Raw genomic sequence first — 16857 nt, forward strand, 5'->3', positions numbered from 1 at the left:
GATTAATTCTTGGCGGCCGGTGCGGCGGCGGGCGCCGCAGCCGGAGCCGCTGTGGTCGTGTCGGCGGCGGGGACAGTCGTCGCCGGAATCGGGCCGGTCGGGGCCGGAGCGGCGGCAGCGGGCGCTGCCGCAGCGGCGGCCTGGGCGCCGTCGGGATTGCCGCCCTTCGAGCGGACCCACGCCTTCCACTTGTCCATCGGCAGCGCTTCGACCGCGATCGGCATGAAGCCGTGGTCAACACCGCACAGTTCCGAACACTGGCCGTAATAGACGCCGGGCTTGTCGACGGTGAACGTCGTTTCGTTGGCGCGGCCCGGAACCGCGTCCATCTTGGTCCACAGCGCGGGAACCGCGAAGCTGTGGATCACGTCCGCGCCGGTGATGATCAGCTTCACCTGCTTGCCGACGGGGACGACCATGCGATTGTCCACCGCGAGGTGATAAGGCTCGCCGGCGGCGACGGCCTTGTCTTCGGGCAGCATCTTCGAGACATATTCGCCGATACCCTGGTCGGGATAGGCATAGCCCCAATACCATTGATAGCCGGTGACCTTGATCGTCAGCGCATCCTTCTTCGGCGGCTCATATTGCGCCGCGAGCAGGCGGATCGACGGAACCGCGATCACCGCAAGGATAAGGACCGGGATCGCGGTCCAGATGATTTCTATGAAGGTGTTGTGCGTCGTCTTCGACGGCACCGGATTGGCCGACGCGCGGTAGCGCACGACGACCCACAGCAGCAGACCGAGCACCAGCAGCGAGATGAAGGTGATGACGGGCAGCAGCATATAATGGTTGAACCAGTAAGCGCGCTTGCCGATCGGGCTTTCCTGCTCCTGGAAGTTCCATCCGCCCTCGACCGGCTGACCGATGCCTGCGGTCGGCTTCATCGGCACATAGGTCGCATCGCCGGCCGGTACCGCAGCCTTGTTGCCGGCGGGAGCCGCCGCATCGCTGGTCGCCGCGGCCGGAGTCGCGTTCGTCGTCGCGGCCGGCGCCGCAGCGGGAGCTGCCGCCGGGGCCTGCGCCTGCACCGCGCCCACGGTGCCGAGCGACAAAGCCGCCGCAATTACAAGGGTTTTCAAGCTCTTCATAAGGATAGTGCCGCCCGTTGCCTGTTGCTGTTCTCGATCCCCCAACCTCTCCGTCTCGGCAGCCGGGCACAGGCCCGGACAGCCCGCGAACAGGCTGAAACTCGCCGGGGCTATAGACCCGCTTGCCGCTTGCCTCAAGCATCTCTAACACTATTTTGCAGCACGATAATCTTCGTGCCCGAAACCCGCTCATCCGACGCGGGCGACTTGATGGACAAAAGACCGAACCTCCCATGACCGACGACGAAATTCTGGCCGAGTTCCGTGCCGCAGAGGCGCTGCTGCAGGGGCATTTCCTGCTCTCTTCGGGGCGTCACAGCGAATATTATCTGCAATGCGCACGGGTGTTGATGGACACCGAACGCGCCGGACGGCTGGCGATCGCCCTCGCCGCCAAGCTGCCGCGCGACCTGCGCGCGGCGATCGACATGGTCGTTTCGCCCGCAATGGGCGGCGTCATCATCGGCCATGAAATGGGCCGCGCGCTCGGCAAGTCCGCGATCTTCGTCGAACGGCCGACCGGCACATTCGAATTGCGCCGCGGCTTCGCGATCCCGGCCGGCGCCAAAATCCTGATGGTCGAGGATGTCGTAACCACCGGCCTGTCGTCGCGCGAAGCGATGGAGGCGGTCCGTGCTGCGGGTGGCGACGTGATCGCCGAAGCCGCCCTCGTCGATCGTTCGGCAGGCAGCGTCGACCTCGGCGTTCCCTTCTACCCGCTCGTCGCGATCAATTTTCCGACCTATGCCGAAGACGAACTGCCGCCCGAACTCGCTGCGACTCCCGCAGTGAAGCCGGGGAGCCGCGCGAATTGAGCGCGTCCTCCCCTCGGCGGCTACGCCTGGGCGTCAACATCGACCATGTCGCGACGATCCGCAACGCGCGCGGCGGCGACCATCCCGATCCGGTGCGCGCGGCCGAAATCGTCGCGTCGGTCGGCGGCGACGGCATCACCGCGCATCTGCGCGAAGACCGCCGCCACATCCGCGATGATGACCTCGCCCGCATCCAGGCCGCGACCGACCTGCCGCTCAACCTCGAAATGGCGGCGACCGACGAGATGCTGGCGATTGCGCTGCGCCATGCGCCGCACGCCGCCTGCATCGTACCCGAAAAGCGCGAGGAGCGCACGACCGAGGGCGGGCTCGACGCCGCCGGCCAGCACAACCATCTTGCCCCGATCGTGGCGCGCCTGTCCGACGCGGGAATCCGCGTCAGCCTGTTCATCGAACCCGACGCGCGCCAGATCGAGGCGGCGATGCGGCTGAAGGCCCCCGTCGTCGAATTCCACACCGGCCGCTATGCGCATGTGGAGGGCGAGGAACGCGCCGCCGAACTCCGCCGCCTCGCCGACGCCGCCGCACTGGCGTGGAAGAACGGGATCGAGCCGCACGCCGGCCATGGCCTGACTTATGACAATGTCATCCCTGTCGCTGCCATCCCGCAACTCGCCGAGCTCAACATCGGCCATTATCTGATCGGCGAGGCTATCTTCACCGGGCTCGAACCCGCGGTGCGCCGCATGCGCGACCTGATGGACGAGGCGCGCGGATGAAGAATTTCGTCATTGCGAGCGAAGCGAAGCAATCTCCAGCCCTCCGCCTTGCGCGAGGCCGATGGCTGGAGATTGCGGCGTCGCCTTCGGCTCCACGCAATGACGGCCTTTTGGGGTCGTCATGATCATCGGCCTGGGCTCCGATCTCTGCAGCATCGAACGCATTCAGGCTTCGCTCGACCGTTTCGGCGAGCGTTTCGAACTGCGCGTTTTCACCGAAGTCGAGCGGGCCAAGGCGGCCCGGCGGCCCTTCACCCGCGCCGGCACCTATGCGAAGCGCTTCGCCGCTAAGGAGGCTTTCTCCAAGGCCGTCGGCACCGGCTTCAAACGCGGCGTGTTCATGAAGGACATCGGCGTCGTCAATGCCCCTTCGGGCGCACCGACACTGGCCCTCACCGGCGGCGCCGCGGAGCGGCTCGCCGCGATGCTGCCCGACGGCCATAGCGCGCGCATCCACCTCACGCTCACCGATGACCATCCCTGGGCGCAGGCCTTCGTAATCATCGAAGCCATCAAGGATTGACCATGGCAAAGAACAAGACGGCAAAGAACAAGGCCGCGGACGAAGGCAGCATGCTCAAACTGCTGCGCGACATCGTCGTGATCCTGATCCTGGTGCTCGGCATCCATAGCTGCGTTGCCAAGCCCTTTTACATCCCGTCCGATTCGATGATGCCGATCCTGCGCAACGGCGACCGGCTGATCGTCAGCAAATATCCCTATGGCTGGTCCTACGCCTCGGTCAGCTTTCACCTCGCACCCAAGAAGCCGGGGCGCTGGTTCGGCAAGCTGCCCGAACGCGGCGACATCGTCGTGCTCGAACATCCCGTGACGCGCGTCGATTATATCAAGCGCGTCATCGGCCTGCCCGGCGACACGATCGAACTGCGTGGCGGCGCGCTGATCATCAACGGCAAGCCGATCAAGCGCGAGGTGCGGCCGATGCTGTCGGTGCCTGTCGATGCCAATATGCCGGGTTCGGACAGCAGCCTCGGCCGCTTCGTCACCCGCGACGCGGCCGGCAAGGCGGTGCTCGAATTGCCGATCGTGCGCGAGACGCTGCCCGGCGGAGCGACCTTCGACACGATCGACATGGGGCCAGGCTATCTGACCGATGATTACGGGCCGATCACGGTGCCCGCCGACCACCTGTTCCTGATGGGCGACAATCGCGACGGCAGTGCCGACAGCCGCGTGCCGGTCGACCGCAAGGGGCTTGGCGGCCCGGTGCCTTTCGACGCGATTGCCGGCCGGGCCGAGATCATCAGCTTTTCGACCGACGGTACCGCCGAATGGTATAACCCGCTGAGCTGGTTCGAGGCGCTGCGCCCCGGCCGCGCCGGAACCAATCTCCGGCCGGAGCGTCAGGCCAGCGAGAACTGAGGCGCAATAGCGGGGAAGCGAAGCGATGGCCGACAAGGAAACGCGGATCGAAGCCCCCGGCCCGACCGAGATCCGCAGCCAGCTCGTTCGTACCGAACTGCTCAAGGCCGGCGTTTGGCTCGGCGTCGCGCTGCTCGTCGGCGTCTGCGTCATCCTGATCCAGCCCATTCTGCTTATCTTTGCCGGGATCGTGATGGCGGCGATGCTCGATGGCGGCACCCGCCTCCTTGGCCGCGTGCTGCCGATAGGACGCGGCTGGCGCCTGCTGATCATCTGCCTGTCGCTCGTTGCATTTCTTGCCTGGACCGCGATGTTCGCAGGCTCGCAGATCGCCGATCAGGCGGCGACACTGCAAAAGGTGATCATGAGCCAGGTCGAGCGCGCCGCCAATTGGGCGAGCGAGCATGGCATGGGCACGATCGACATCGACACCAAGACGATCACCGAGAATCTCGCAGGCACCGTCGGGCGCGTTACCGCAGCGGTCGGGTCGGTGCTCGGCGCACTCACCAGCCTCGTCATGGTCGTCGTACTCGGCATCTTCATTGCGATCGAACCGCGACTCTATGAACGCGGCATCGCCTGGCTGCTGCCGATGAAGAACCGCGACGATTTCTACGTGACGACCGCGCGCATGGCCTTCACGCTGCGCCGCCTGATGGCGGGACGGCTGCTCGGCATGGCGGTCGAGGGTGTCGGCACCTGGCTTGCTTGCATGGCGGTGGGGATACCGATGGCGGCGCTCATGGGGCTGCTCACCGGCCTGCTTGCCTTCATCCCCAACATCGGTGCGATCGTGTCGGGGGTGCTGCTCGTCCTCGTGGGCTTTTCGGCGGGCACCGACACCGGCCTTTGGGCGATCGGCATCTATTTCTTCGTGCAGACCGTCGACGGCTATCTCATCGTCCCGATGGTCGCGAAGCAGACCGTCGACCTCGCCCCGGCGCTCGTCCTCGGCGCGCAGATCCTGCTCGGCACCTTGCTCGGTATCATGGGGCTGTTCCTCGCCGACCCGATCGTCGCGATGATCAAGGTCGCACTGGAGCGCGAGGCCGAGCGGAACGCGAGCGCCGCCCCCAAGAAAGCCGCCCCCAAGAAAAACGCGGCGGCGAGCGCCTAGCTCACCGCCGCGTCTTAAAAACGGAAAATCCCGATCAGGGCTGCGGCGCGGCGCCCGACGCTCCGGGTGCGCCGCCGGGGGCGCCCTGCATCATCTGTTGCTGCTGCATCATCTGCTGCATCGCGCGCACTTCGGCTTCGCTGCGGAAGTCGATCAGCTCGATGTCGAAGTGCAAGGTGCTGTTCGCGGGGATCGGCCCGGCGGCGCGGTCGCCATAGCCCAGCGCCGGCGGAATCACGACCTTGTACTTGCCGCCCTTTTTCATGCGGGTCAGCGCATCGGCAAAGCCGGGGACGACCTGCGATACCTGGAGCGGCGCCTGCTCGTTCGAATCGAACACGGTGCCGTCGTCGAGCTTGCCTTCATATTTGATGAGGACGATGTCGGCCTTGGTCGGGCTCGGGCCGCTGCCTTCCTTGACGACCTCGAAGCCGATCCGCGGCGTGTGCGTCAGGGCGAACGCGACGCCGATGCCCAGCAGCGCGATCAGGCCGATCCACAGCAGCCACAGCCCGCCCTTGCTCACCGGGCGCAATGGAACCGTCGTTACGCTCATGCTCTTGTCCTTCCCCTGCCCGTTCGGGCGAAAACATCGGCGAAGCCTATAGGCGGTGCGGTGCGCGAGGGTCCAGCGAGAAGTTGCGCCGCCCCGCTCAGCCGGTTCCATAGAAGCGCACCAGCCGGTCGAGCGCCAGCGTCAAAACCAGCTTTCCCGATCGCGATGGCCACCCCAGCGCCTTTTCGGCGCCGCCGATCCCCTCGCCCGCACAAATCACGCCTCAGCAGATGTCGGCCAACCCCGGCCCGACATGCTCCACCGCGGCGTGGAAGCGCCGATGCGCGTCGATGCGCGGCAGCGAGGCATCGGTGGCCCGGGCACCACCGCGGCTTTTCGACGGCGGCGCGGCGTCCCAGCGCATCGTCCCCCGTCCCGCCAGCCCTGCCCGCTCATAACCGGTCCGCAGCCGCTCGCGGGCGCGATACTGCGCGTCCGAGACCATCCCGCGCGCCGCGAGCCATGTCAGCGGACTTTCCGCGACATTGACGGTGACATGCCGCATCACCTGCGGCCCCGCCTTGCCGGGATCAACCCGATCGGGATGCAGGCGGGTTACGAAATGGCGCGTCGTCATGCGATTCTCCTGGCTGGGAGTGCCGGCTTGACATTGGAATATTTTGCAGGAAAGAAAAAACCGATTTGGTTATCGGAGGTTCGTCTTGATCAACAGCATCCGCGCCGTGCGCCGCGCCAAGGGACTAACGCTCGAAGAGGTTGCGCAGCGCTGCGACCCGCCGACGACCGCCCAGACGATCGGGCGCCTCGAAACGGGAACGCGCACCCTGTCGCTCGGCTGGATGAACCGCATCGCCAAGGCGCTCGGCGTCGATGCTGCCGATCTCGTCCAGCTGCCGCAGGATACCCAGCTTGCGATTACCGCGCTGCTCGGCGCCGATGGCGCCCACGCGCCGACGCGCGTCGAACAGGCGCTGACCGCGCGTCCGACCGAGGACATGATCGCGATGCGCGTCACCTCATCGATCGGCGACTATCGCGCGGGCGACGAGATATGGTGCCGCAAGGTCGAGGGCGACTGGACCAGCGCGCTCAACCGCGACCTGCTCGTGCCGCGCCCCGCGGGGCGTTACATTTTTGCGCGGCTGCTCAACGTCGATCGCGAAAAGCTGCACCTGCTGCCGCTTGGAGCCGGTCAGCGCCAGCAGGTGGTAAGCAACCCGCCATGGGCCGCGGTCGCGGTCCGCCTCATCCGGACGCTTTGATGGCGCGATGAGGCGGACATGAAGCCCCTCCGCATTCTGTCGGTCGCCACGCTCTTTCCAGATGCGGCGCGCCCCAATTTCGGCCTTTTCGTCGAAAAGAGCCTGCTTGCGCTCGCCGCGCAGCCGGGCGTCATGCTGACCATCGTCGCCCCCATCGGCCTTCCGCCCTTCCCGCTTTCGCTCCATCCACGATATCGGGCGCTGCGCGGATTGCCACAGCGCGAGGCGTGGCGGGGCCTCATCGTCCATCGGCCGCGCTTCACGCTGATTCCGAAATTCGGCGCAGCGCGCAATCCGGCGGCCATCGCGCGCGCCGTGCTGCCGATTGCGCAGCAAGGCAGCTTCGACGTCGTCGATGCCCAATTCTTCTATCCCGACGGCCCCGCCGCAATGAATATCGCGGACGCCCTCGGTACTCCCTTTTCGGTCAAGGCACGCGGCGCCGACATCAGCCATTTCGGCCACGATCCGGCGACCCGCCCGCAACTGCTCGCCGCCGCCGAACGCGCCGCCGGATTGCTTGCCGTGTCGGAGGCGATGCGCGGTGACATGGCGGCGATCGGTATCGATGCGGGCAAGACGATGGTCCACTATACGGGCATCGACACCATGCGCTTTCACCCCGGCGACCGCCCTGCCGCCCGGGCGGCGCTCGGCATGGGGGACGCGCCCGCCATCGCGACCGTCGGCGCGCTGATCCCCCGCAAGGGCCAGGCGCTCGTCATCGAAGCGCTGCCTGCCCTGCCGGGCGTCCATTACTGGCTGGCGGGTGCGGGCGAGGAGGAAGCGCGATATCGCGCACTGGCGCAGCGGATCGGCGTCGCCGACCGGGTTCACCTGATGGGGCCCGTCGCCAACGCCGACTTGCCGCAGCTCTATCGCGCGGTCGATGCCGTGGTGATGCCGTCGGTCAGCGAGGGGCTTGCCAATGCGTGGGTCGAGGCGCTCGCCTGCGGCACCCCGATCGTCATCAGCGATGCCGGCGGCGCGGCCGAACTCGTGACCTCGCCAGCGGCAGGGCGAATCGTCGAGCGCACACCAGCGGCGATCGCCGATGCGGTGCGCACGCTATTGGCGGCGCCCGCCGCGCCGGATGCGGTCGCGGCGAGCCTTGCTGACCGCTTCAACTGGGACCGCAACGGCCGCGAGCTCGCGGAGCATCTCCGTCGCTGCGCGGGCCGCTGAGCGATCAGACGACCGCGCCGTCGTCGTCCTCTTTGCTGGTCACGCGTTCGGCGCCCTGCGTCGCGGCGCTGGTCCGCGGGACGAAACTGTCGGGACCGACCTTCAGCCACACCAGAATCGGCGCCGACATGTAGATCGACGAATAGGTGCCGACGAAAATGCCGAGCAGCATTGCAGCGGTAAAGCCGAAGATCACGTCCGGCCCGACCCACAGCAGCACCGCGAGCGCGATCAGCATCGTGAAGCTCGTCATCACCGTGCGCGCCAGCGTCTCGTTGATGCTGAGGTCGAGCAGCGGGATGATCTCCATCTTGCGATATTTCTTCAGATTTTCGCGGATGCGGTCATAGACCACGATCGTATCGTTGAGCGAATAGCCGATGATCGTCAGCAGCGCGGCCACGATGTTGAGGTCGAACTGCATCTGCGTCAGCGCGAAGAAACCGAAGGTCAGCATGACGTCGTGGAACAGCGCGAACAGCGCGCCCACCCCGAACTGCCATTCGAAGCGGATCCAGATATAGATCGAAATCGCGATCATCGCGAGCGCGAGACTGAGCACGCCGGTACGCAGCAACTCGCCCGAAACCTTGCCCGACACCGTTTCGACCGATCCGGTCTTGGCGGTCGGGAAGGCCTTGTGAATTCCGTCAACAAGCTGCTTGCCGGCCCGGTCGGCGGCCGCCTTGTCGCCTTCGGGCAGCGCGGTACGGATCGCCACCGCCTGATCGGATCCGAATTGCTGAATCGTGGCTTCGCCGAGGCCTATGTCGTTAACTTTTTCGCGGATCTCGTCGATCTTGGGCATGGTGCCCGAAAATTCGACGCGCACCGACTGGCCGCCGACGAAATCGACGCCAAGGTTCAGCCCGCGCACCGCGACGAGCGCGATCGATGCGACGATCATCAGGAAGCTGATCCCCATGGCGATGTTGCGCCACTTGAGGAAATGGATGTTGGTGTCTTCGGGGACGAGTTTCAGCAGACGCATGGGATCGGTCCCTCTATCAAATATTCAGCGACGCCGGACGCGTCTTGTGCACCCAGTGCGCGGCGAACATGCGGGTCACGGTAACTGCGGTGAAAACGCTGGTCACGATGCCGATGGTCAGCACAACCGCGAAGCCCTTGATCGGCCCGGTGCCGAACCAGAACATCAGCGCGGCGGCAATGACGTTGGTGATATTGGCGTCGAAAATCGCGCGACTGGCTTCCTTGTAGCCCAGCTCGACCGCCTGAAAAACGCGTCGCCCGCGTTTCAATTCTTCGCGGATACGTTCGTTGATCAGCACGTTGGCATCGACCGCGGCGCCGATCGTGAGTACGAATCCCGCGATACCGGGCAACGTCAGCGTCGCGTTGAAGGCGGCCATGATCGCGACGATCAGGAAGATGTTAAAGAAGAGCGCGACGTTCGCGTAGATGCCGAAGCGGCCATAGACGACGATCATGAACGCCAGCACCGCGACCGTCGCGATGATCCCGGCGATCGCGCCCTTGCGGATCGAATCGGCGCCGAGTTCGGGCGTCACCGTCCGCTCTTCGACGACGGCCATCTTGACGGGCAGTGCTCCCGATCGCAGCGAAATCGCCAGCGCATTTGCGCTTGCGACGGTGAAATTGCCCGAAATCTGCGCGCTACCGCCCAGGATCGGCTCGTTGATCGACGGCGCCGACAGCACCCGGCCGTCGAGCACCATGGCAAAGCGCTTGCCCACATTCTGCGCCGTCACCTTGGCGAAGGTCGCCGACCCACCCGAATCGAAGCGGATGGTGACGACCGGCAGGCCGCTCTGCGGATCATAGCTCTGCTTGGCGTCGATAAGCTGGTCGCCGCTGATCATGACCTGGCGGCGCAATACTTCGAACGGCACGCCATTGCCGGCGTCAGGCGAATAGGGAACGACCTCGCTGCCGACCGGGACGCGCCCCGCGGCGACTTCGTTGGGATCGGCATTGGCATCGACCATGCGGAATTCGAGCCGCGCGGTCTTGCCGATCAGATCCTTCAATTGCTGCGGGTCCTGAAGGCCCGGCACCTGCACGACGATCCGGTCGTCGCCCTGACGGATGATCGTCGGCTCGCGCGTGCCGAGCGCGTTGACGCGCTTGTCGATAATGTCGCGGGCGGTATCCATCGCACGGCTGATGGCCTGCGCCTGACCCGCCTTGGTCGGCGTCATCACGATGCGCGTCGTATCGACGACATCGATCGTCCAGTCGCGCTGGCCGGTCAGCCCCGCACCCTGCGTCTCGCGGAATAGCCGCTCGCGCGCTTCGTCGAGCTGCGCCTGATCGCGGACCAGAAAGCTGATCTTGCCGCCCGCGGTCGACAATTCGCCGATTGCGATATCGTCATCGGGTCCCCGCTCGCCGCGCATCGCGGTGCGCACGGTCTTTTCCATATTGGCAAGCTGCGTCTTCTGGAGATCGCCAAGATCGGCCTCGAGCAGCAAGTGGCTGCCCCCTGCAAGGTCGAGGCCCAGATTGACCTTCATCTGCGCGAAGGACGGCAGGCTTTCGAACTGCTTTTGGGGAAGGAAGCTGGGAATGGAAAAGATGACACCAAGCGCCAGGATGACGCTGATGCCAATGACTTTCCAGCGCGGGAAATCGAGCATGACGGGGTTCCGATGGTCTGAGCGGCGCCGGTTCCCCGACGCCGGCGCGTCAGTCGTTGGCGGGCTTGGCGCCCGGCTGGAGGACGTCGGAGATCGTCGACTTCACGATCTTGATCTTCACGCCCTGGGCGATTTCGACATCGGCGAAATCATCGTCGACGCGCGTCACCTTGCCGACAATCCCGCCGCCGGTGACGACCTGATCGCGCGGCTTCACCGATGCGATCTTGGCGCGATGCTCCTTCATGCGCACCTGTTGCGGACGGATGAGGAAGAACCAGAATACGACGAAGATCAAAAGATAGGGCACCAGCATGATGAAGCCGGCTGCCCCGCCCCCCGATCCGGCCGCCTGGGTCAGAAGCAATTGGGTCGACATGAATGAAAGACTTTCCGTTACCGTGGCGCGGCCTCTCCCCATGGAAGGACCGCGCAAAAATAAGCGCGGCGCCTATCACGCAGGGGCGTCCCGCGCAACCGTCGCTGCGCCCCTCCCCCACGGCAAGCTCCCCGCCAGATGGGGTCGACGACGGCGCGATCAAGCCCGCCGAAAGAAACACCGGCAAATGCCCATCGCCGCTTGCATCGCCAGCAAAGCCGCGCTAGGGGCCTCGCCTGCCCGAAAGGGCCGGTCGGGACGTAGCGCAGCCTGGTAGCGCATCACACTGGGGGTGTGGGGGTCGGAGGTTCGAATCCTCTCGTCCCGACCAAATTTACTGCAAAACCATATCGCAAAGCGCTCGCTGCATCTGCGCGCCATTGCTCCGCCCGTGGGAACCAGCGCGCGCGGCCGCGAGTATGCGACGGTTATGCACCCCTCGCTTCGCCTCGTCGGACTCTTGGTCAACCTCCGTTCGGCAGTCGCCTTCCCCATCAAGGGCCAACCACTCAGGGCGATGGCGCGATGACCCGCGTGTCCGAGCCTTCGGTCACCCAGCATCGCGATCTGCGAACGGGGCGCCCGATCTGGCTCCGCCACCGTCGCCTCCCGCTTGCAATCAAAGGGCTTGCACGATCGCTGCGCTGCGACGTGGCGGTCGTCGGCGCCGGCATATCGGGCGCGCTGATTGCGGAGACGCTCAGCGACGCCGGGCTCGGCGTGGTGGTCGTGGATCGTCGCGGCCCCGCCGCAGGATCGACCGCCGCGTCAACCGCGATGCTGCAATATGAGATCGACCTCCCGCTCTCGCAAATGGCCCGGCGGATCGGCACGGAACGCGCAACGCGGATCTGGCGCCGCTCGCGGCTGGCGGTCGACGCCTTGCGCGAACGAACCGAACGCCTTGGTCTCGATGTCGGCGCTGCCACGCGCTCTACGCTGTATCTCGACGGCAATATTCTCGACCCGGCCGCGCTCGCCGTCGAAGCGGATGCCCGGCGCAATGCGGGTTTCGAGATCGAATATATCGGCCCTGCCGAGGTCGAGCGACGCTACGGGATCAGCAGGCGCCATGCGATCGTCGGGTACGGCAATTACTCGGCCGATCCGCGACGCCTGGCCGCGGCCTATCTGCAGGTCGCGCAGGAGCGCGGGATGCGCCTATACGCGCCTGCCGAGGTGATCGGCGTGGATAGCAACGACAGCGGCGTCCAGCTTCAGATCGACGGCGGGGCCACGATCACCGCGGCGCACGCCGTCTTCGCAACCGGCTACGAGATGCTGAAAGGCATCTCGAAAAAGGGAAATTACATTATGTCGACCTGGTCGATCGCGACGCGTCCGCAACCGCAGCGGATCTGGCGCGACGCGGCCATGATATGGGAGGCGTCCGACCCCTATCTCTACATTCGCACAACCCCTGACGGCTGCGTCATCTGCGGCGGGGAAGACGAGGATATTTCCGATGCGACGGCGCGCGACGCGAAGATTGCGGACAAGGCGAAAACGCTCGCCCGCAAGCTCGGGGCGCTGCTTCCCGCTATCGACCCCACGCCCGCTTATGCCTGGGCCGGAAGCTTCGGCAACAGTCCGCTCGGTATCCCGACGGTGGGACGCATACCGCGCATGCCCAATTGCTATGCGGCGATGGGCTATGGCGGCAACGGAATCACTTTTTCGATGATGGCGGCTCAAATCCTGCGCAGCACCATCTGCGGCGATCGCGATCCCGACGCCGACCTGTTCAGCTTTCACCGATCTTTCTGAACGCCAACACCTGCACGGCTTCACCGCCAACGGAAATATAATTGCGCATCCTCGGACCTTGGGCAACAAGGTCCTTCGTTCAACAGGAGAATATGATGCGCCTTGCCGTTGCCCTGATGCTGCTGCCCGTCGTCCCGATCGCCGCCAACGCCCCGGCATTTGCCCAAACCGCGTCACAGACCCGAGCGCAGGATGCCGCGCTGTTGCAATTTCTCGATCAGGCTTTCGACGCGCGCCTGACGCTCAGCCCGGAATCGCAAACGCAGCTTGGCCTCAAAACCAACTACGACCGGCTCGATGACTATAGCGATGCGGCGGCATTGCGGGAGCAGGCGCTGGCCGAAACGCAGCTCAAAGCCATGCACGCCCATTTCAAGCCCGACCAGCTCGGTGAAAGCGCGCGGGTGAGCTATCGACTGTTCGAATATGAAGTCGAGCGCGGCCGCGAATCGCTTCGCTTCCGCAAACTGCGTTTTCCCGTGTCGACCAATGGCAGCCCCGCGGGCGACATCCCCGTTCTGCTGATCAACAATCACAAGATCGACAGCGTGGCAGACGCCGAAGCCTATATCGCACGACTGCGCGACACCGACCGCGTCATGCGCGAAGTCGCGGCGCGAATGCGCGACCAGGCGGCGGCGGGGATCATCCCCAACAAGGTCAATTTCGCTCCCGCCCGCGCTGATGCACTCAAAATCCTTGCCGGTGCCCCGTTCGACGGCGGCGGCGATTCAACGCTGATGGCCGACTTCCGCAAAAAAGTCAGCGCGCTCGATGCGCCGGTGGCGACGAAGGAAAAACTGCTCGCGGATGCCAGCGCGGCCCTCACCGGCCCCTTCAAGCATGGCTATGAGACATTGATCGCCGCGATCGACGAGATCGAACCCAAATCGACAGGCAATTTCGGTGCCTGGCACCTTCCCGATGGCGCGGCCTATTATGCGGACCGCCTCAAGAGCTCGACGACGACAAATCTTACCGCGGACGAGATTCACGCACTTGGCCTCGCACAAGTCGCGGCTATCCACAAAGAAATGGAAGCCGTGATGCGCGAGGTCGGCTTCAAGGGCACCCTCGCCGAATTTTTCGACAGCATCCGCACCGACCCCAAGTTCAAATATCCGAATACCGATGCGGGCCGCGAAACCTATCTGGCCGACGCGCGCGCCGTCATCTCCTCGGTAATGGAGGCCGCACCGCGCTATTTCCGCGTTCTGCCCAAGGCGCCGCTCGAAGTGCGGGCGGTCGAGAAATGGCGTGAGGCCACGGCGTCGACCGCCTTCTACAACCCGCCGTCGGCGGACGGGACGCGGCCTGGCATCTATTATGTCAATCTTGTCGACATGAACCAGACGCAGAAGGTGCAGGTCGCCGGGATCGCCGCGCATGAAGGGGCACCTGGCCATCATTTCCAGATCGCGCGCCAGCAAGAGCTGACCGGCATACCCAAATTCCGGAAATTCGGCGGTTATGGCGCCTATATGGAAGGCTGGGGCCTCTATTCGGAGCGGCTTGCGGACGAGATGGGCGTTTACAAGACGCCTTATGACCGCTTCGGCATGTTGTCGCTTCAGGTGTGGCGCGCGATCCGGCTGGTTCTGGACACCGGCATCCATTCGAAGCGCTGGACGCGCGAACAGGCCATCGCCTATTTCAAGGCCAACAGCTCGGTATCGGACACCGACATTGCGCGCGAAGTCGATCGCTATTTCAACTGGCCGGGCCAGGCGACGAGCTACATGGTCGGCCAGCTCAAGATCGCCGAACTTCGCAAACGCGCCGAAACCGAACTCGGCCCGCGTTTCGACATTCGCGACTTTCACGAGGCCGTTCTAAGCGAAGGCGCGCTGCCGCTCGACATCCTGGAAGAACAGGTCGAGCGCTACATCGCCGCGCACAAGCAATAGTCGCACCTCCCCGCGCGCCTCGCCTCACCGCGGCGCGTGGGGAACGGCGCCGGCGCCCGCGAACGACCATCAATGGCGCGCAAGGAACCTTGCGCTCGCTCCCGCATATCGAAGACGCATGTTTTCGATAACCTCCCCGACCGTTCGCGCTTGCGAGCGAACCGCGTGAACCGCCCCGCTCTGCCGCACCTGTCGCGCAAAGCGCGCGTGGCCCTTGTCGTCGCCGCGGGAGTGGTTCTTCTCGCCGCTTTGCTGCTCGCGACCTTTCCGGTGGGAATGCTGCGCGGGACGGCCGAGGCGCGCCTGAGCGAAAAATTCGGCGCGCCCGTTCATATCGGGGCGCTGGAGAGAAAGGATGTTTTCTCCTTCTCCCCCGAGATCGAAGCCCGCAGCGTCCGCATCGGGCAGCCCGCCTGGGCGGGACGCGGCGACATGGCGACGATAGGACGCCTGCGCATCCGTCTGCCCATCCTTAAGCTTCTGACCGGGACGATTGCGCCGCGCTCGATCGATATCGACGGGCTGTCGCTGGCGCTGGTGCGCGATGCCGAAGGGCGGAGCAATTGGGGTGGCCCTCGGCCCGGCGGTTCGGACAGTTCGCCGCCGCCTGCCATCGGCACCGTTCGGATAAATGAGGGCCGCTTTACGCTGAAGGATGCCAAGCGCCGCCTTGATATCGCCGGAACGATCGAAGCCAAGGACGCCAAAGGTCTCGCAATCGCCGCCGAAGGGCAATTCAACGGTGCCGCCGCGAAGCTTGGCGCGGCGGCGCGTTGGACCCCAGACGCCGATGGCCGCTGGCCCTTTTCCGCCGAACTGACGTCGGACCTGCTCCGGCTACGCGCGTCGGGCACGATGGCCGCCCCCCTCGACACCGCGCATATGACCATGCGGATGGCGGCGCGCGGTACCAGCCTCAAGCAACTCGACTATATTATCGAGGCGGGGCTGTTCGGTACCCAGGCGATCGACCTTGACGGCGCGGTGCGCCGCGACGGGACCGACTGGTTTATCGACAAGCTCGACGGGCGCATCGGTCGTTCGACGATTGCCGCCACCGCGAAGATACTGAAGCGCGACGGTCGCACCAGGATCGACGCCAGCATCGATGCGCCCCGGCTGGACTTCGACGATCTGGCCGACGACGCCGGACTTGCGGCAGCACGCGCGCAGGAAGCGCGCATCGGCCCGCGCATCTTTCCCGACACGCGGATCAATCTTGCGAAAATGGGGCCGACCGACGGTGTCATCCGCATCACGATCCATCAGTTGCTCGTGAAGGGCGGGTCGGTGTTCAAAAGCCTCAAGGGCCAGCTGTCGCTCGACCATCGGATATTGACGTTCGACAAGGCCGTCGCACAGCTTGGGCGCGGCACTATGAGCGGCCGGATAAGGGTCGATTCCCGCGGCAAGGTTCCCCTGCTGACGACCGAATTGCGTATCGACGGAGCCAGCTTCGACGATTTTGTCGGTCAGCCCGACATGATCCGCGGCCCCGTGCGCGGGCTGGTTCGGATTTCGGGACGCGGCGACACCGTCCGCCAGGCCTTCGCTTCGGGGAACGGGAAGATCGCGTTCGTTGCCAGTGGCGGCGCAATGAACCGCGCTGCGGCTTATGTGATGGCGCAGGATCTTGGCGGAGCGATCGGACAGAAACTAGGCGACGACGAGGCAATGACACCGATCCGGTGCGCGATCCTCGCCTTCTCGGCCAAGGACGGGCTGCTGACGCCCGCCCCGCTGGTCATCGACACCACCATCGCCCGGGCGCGCGGGCGCGGCCAGATAAACCTCGATGGTGAGCGCATCGCGCTGGCCATGAATGGCGCGGGGAGCGAAAAGCCGGATCTCAAGCTCGTCGACCCGGTGAAGGTCGAGGGAACGCTGTCGCAGCCCACCATCGATTTCGCGCCGCCGGGAAAGAAATCGGGCGGCGGTCTATTCGGGGCTGTGACGCGGTCGATCGGCGCGGCGCTCGGCCTGCATAAGGACCCGCAGCGCGATGCGCCGCTTCCCAAGCCCGGAACGGTCAACTGCCGCGCACTTGCCGCCGAGGCGCTACGCTAG

General features: G+C 65.3%; 15 protein-coding genes, 1 tRNA gene and 1 pseudogene. 11 read left to right on the top strand and 6 right to left on the bottom strand.

The window, feature by feature from the left end; all coding sequences use genetic code 11:
* Positions 1-2 precede the first annotated feature (2 nt).
* Positions 3-1094 carry a cytochrome c oxidase subunit II gene (coxB, locus tag MU856_RS10180; RefSeq protein WP_217372446.1) on the bottom strand — a complete coding sequence of 364 codons (1092 nt, stop codon included), beginning with the start codon at positions 1092-1094 and terminating at the stop codon, positions 3-5.
* A 233-nt stretch (positions 1095-1327) separates the two neighbouring features.
* On the opposite strand from coxB, the gene pyrE reads away from it, so the two are divergent.
* The 5 genes from pyrE to MU856_RS10205 all read left to right on the top strand — a co-directional run bounded on the left by pyrE (position 1328) and on the right by MU856_RS10205 (position 5152).
* Positions 1328-1909, top strand: a complete 582-nt coding sequence (pyrE, locus tag MU856_RS10185; RefSeq protein WP_186402375.1) for an orotate phosphoribosyltransferase — start codon at positions 1328-1330, stop codon at positions 1907-1909.
* Positions 1906-2649, top strand: a complete 744-nt coding sequence (locus MU856_RS10190; protein ID WP_217372447.1) for a pyridoxine 5'-phosphate synthase — start codon at positions 1906-1908, stop codon at positions 2647-2649. Before pyrE ends, MU856_RS10190 begins: the two co-directional genes overlap by 4 nt.
* 121 nt (positions 2650-2770) lie before the next feature.
* On the top strand, positions 2771-3172 hold the full coding sequence (acpS, locus tag MU856_RS10195) for a holo-ACP synthase (protein ID WP_003050214.1): 402 nt from the start codon (positions 2771-2773) through the stop codon (positions 3170-3172).
* Positions 3173-3174: 2 nt separating this feature from the next.
* Complete coding sequence (lepB, locus tag MU856_RS10200) at positions 3175-4032, top strand: signal peptidase I (protein ID WP_186402377.1); 858 nt, start codon at positions 3175-3177, stop codon at positions 4030-4032.
* Positions 4033-4057: 25 nt separating this feature from the next.
* Entirely contained in the window at positions 4058-5152 is a 1095-nt protein-coding gene (locus MU856_RS10205) for an AI-2E family transporter (protein WP_234179842.1), read from the top strand.
* 34 nt (positions 5153-5186) lie between these two features.
* On the opposite strand, the gene MU856_RS10210 is transcribed toward MU856_RS10205, so the two are convergent.
* Complete coding sequence (locus MU856_RS10210; RefSeq protein ID WP_062902837.1) at positions 5187-5708, bottom strand: FKBP-type peptidyl-prolyl cis-trans isomerase; 522 nt, start codon at positions 5706-5708, stop codon at positions 5187-5189.
* 97 nt (positions 5709-5805) lie between these two features.
* A pseudogene (locus MU856_RS10215) lies at positions 5806-6285 on the bottom strand (DUF6456 domain-containing protein).
* Between the two features lie 85 nt (positions 6286-6370).
* On the opposite strand from MU856_RS10215, the gene MU856_RS10220 reads away from it, so the two are divergent.
* Both MU856_RS10220 and MU856_RS10225 read left to right on the top strand, forming a co-directional pair.
* Positions 6371-6931 (top strand): helix-turn-helix domain-containing protein, encoded by a 561-nt coding sequence (locus MU856_RS10220; RefSeq protein WP_186402379.1) that lies wholly within the window; start codon positions 6371-6373, stop codon positions 6929-6931.
* Between the two features lie 18 nt (positions 6932-6949).
* A complete protein-coding gene (locus MU856_RS10225) occupies positions 6950-8116 on the top strand; it encodes a glycosyltransferase (RefSeq protein WP_263587481.1) in 1167 nt (388 codons plus the stop codon).
* A 4-nt stretch (positions 8117-8120) separates the two neighbouring features.
* Here the strand turns inward: MU856_RS10225 and secF are convergent, their stop codons facing one another.
* From secF to yajC, 3 genes are read right to left on the bottom strand one after another with little or no spacing between them, the layout of a single operon-like run.
* Entirely contained in the window at positions 8121-9107 is a 987-nt protein-coding gene (secF, locus tag MU856_RS10230; RefSeq protein ID WP_186402381.1) for a protein translocase subunit SecF, read from the bottom strand.
* A gap of 16 nt (positions 9108-9123) precedes the next feature.
* Positions 9124-10737, bottom strand: coding sequence for a protein translocase subunit SecD (gene secD / locus MU856_RS10235; RefSeq protein ID WP_186402382.1), 1614 nt, complete (start codon positions 10735-10737; stop codon positions 9124-9126).
* A 49-nt stretch (positions 10738-10786) separates the two neighbouring features.
* Positions 10787-11116 carry a preprotein translocase subunit YajC gene (gene yajC, locus MU856_RS10240; protein ID WP_003050198.1) on the bottom strand — a complete coding sequence of 110 codons (330 nt, stop codon included), beginning with the start codon at positions 11114-11116 and terminating at the stop codon, positions 10787-10789.
* Between the two features lie 254 nt (positions 11117-11370).
* Here yajC and MU856_RS10245 point away from each other — a divergent pair.
* From MU856_RS10245 to MU856_RS10260, 4 genes are all read left to right on the top strand, one after another.
* Positions 11371-11447, top strand: a tRNA-Pro gene (locus MU856_RS10245).
* 194 nt (positions 11448-11641) lie between these two features.
* A complete protein-coding gene (locus tag MU856_RS10250; RefSeq protein WP_217372451.1) occupies positions 11642-12883 on the top strand; it encodes an NAD(P)/FAD-dependent oxidoreductase in 1242 nt (413 codons plus the stop codon).
* A gap of 92 nt (positions 12884-12975) precedes the next feature.
* On the top strand, positions 12976-14790 hold the full coding sequence (locus tag MU856_RS10255) for a DUF885 domain-containing protein (protein ID WP_263587482.1): 1815 nt from the start codon (positions 12976-12978) through the stop codon (positions 14788-14790).
* A 165-nt stretch (positions 14791-14955) separates the two neighbouring features.
* A complete protein-coding gene (locus tag MU856_RS10260; protein ID WP_263587483.1) occupies positions 14956-16857 on the top strand; it encodes an AsmA family protein in 1902 nt (633 codons plus the stop codon).

It is taken from the genome of Sphingopyxis sp. GC21, assembly GCF_025727575.1.
Taxonomy (GTDB): domain Bacteria; phylum Pseudomonadota; class Alphaproteobacteria; order Sphingomonadales; family Sphingomonadaceae; genus Sphingopyxis; species Sphingopyxis terrae_A.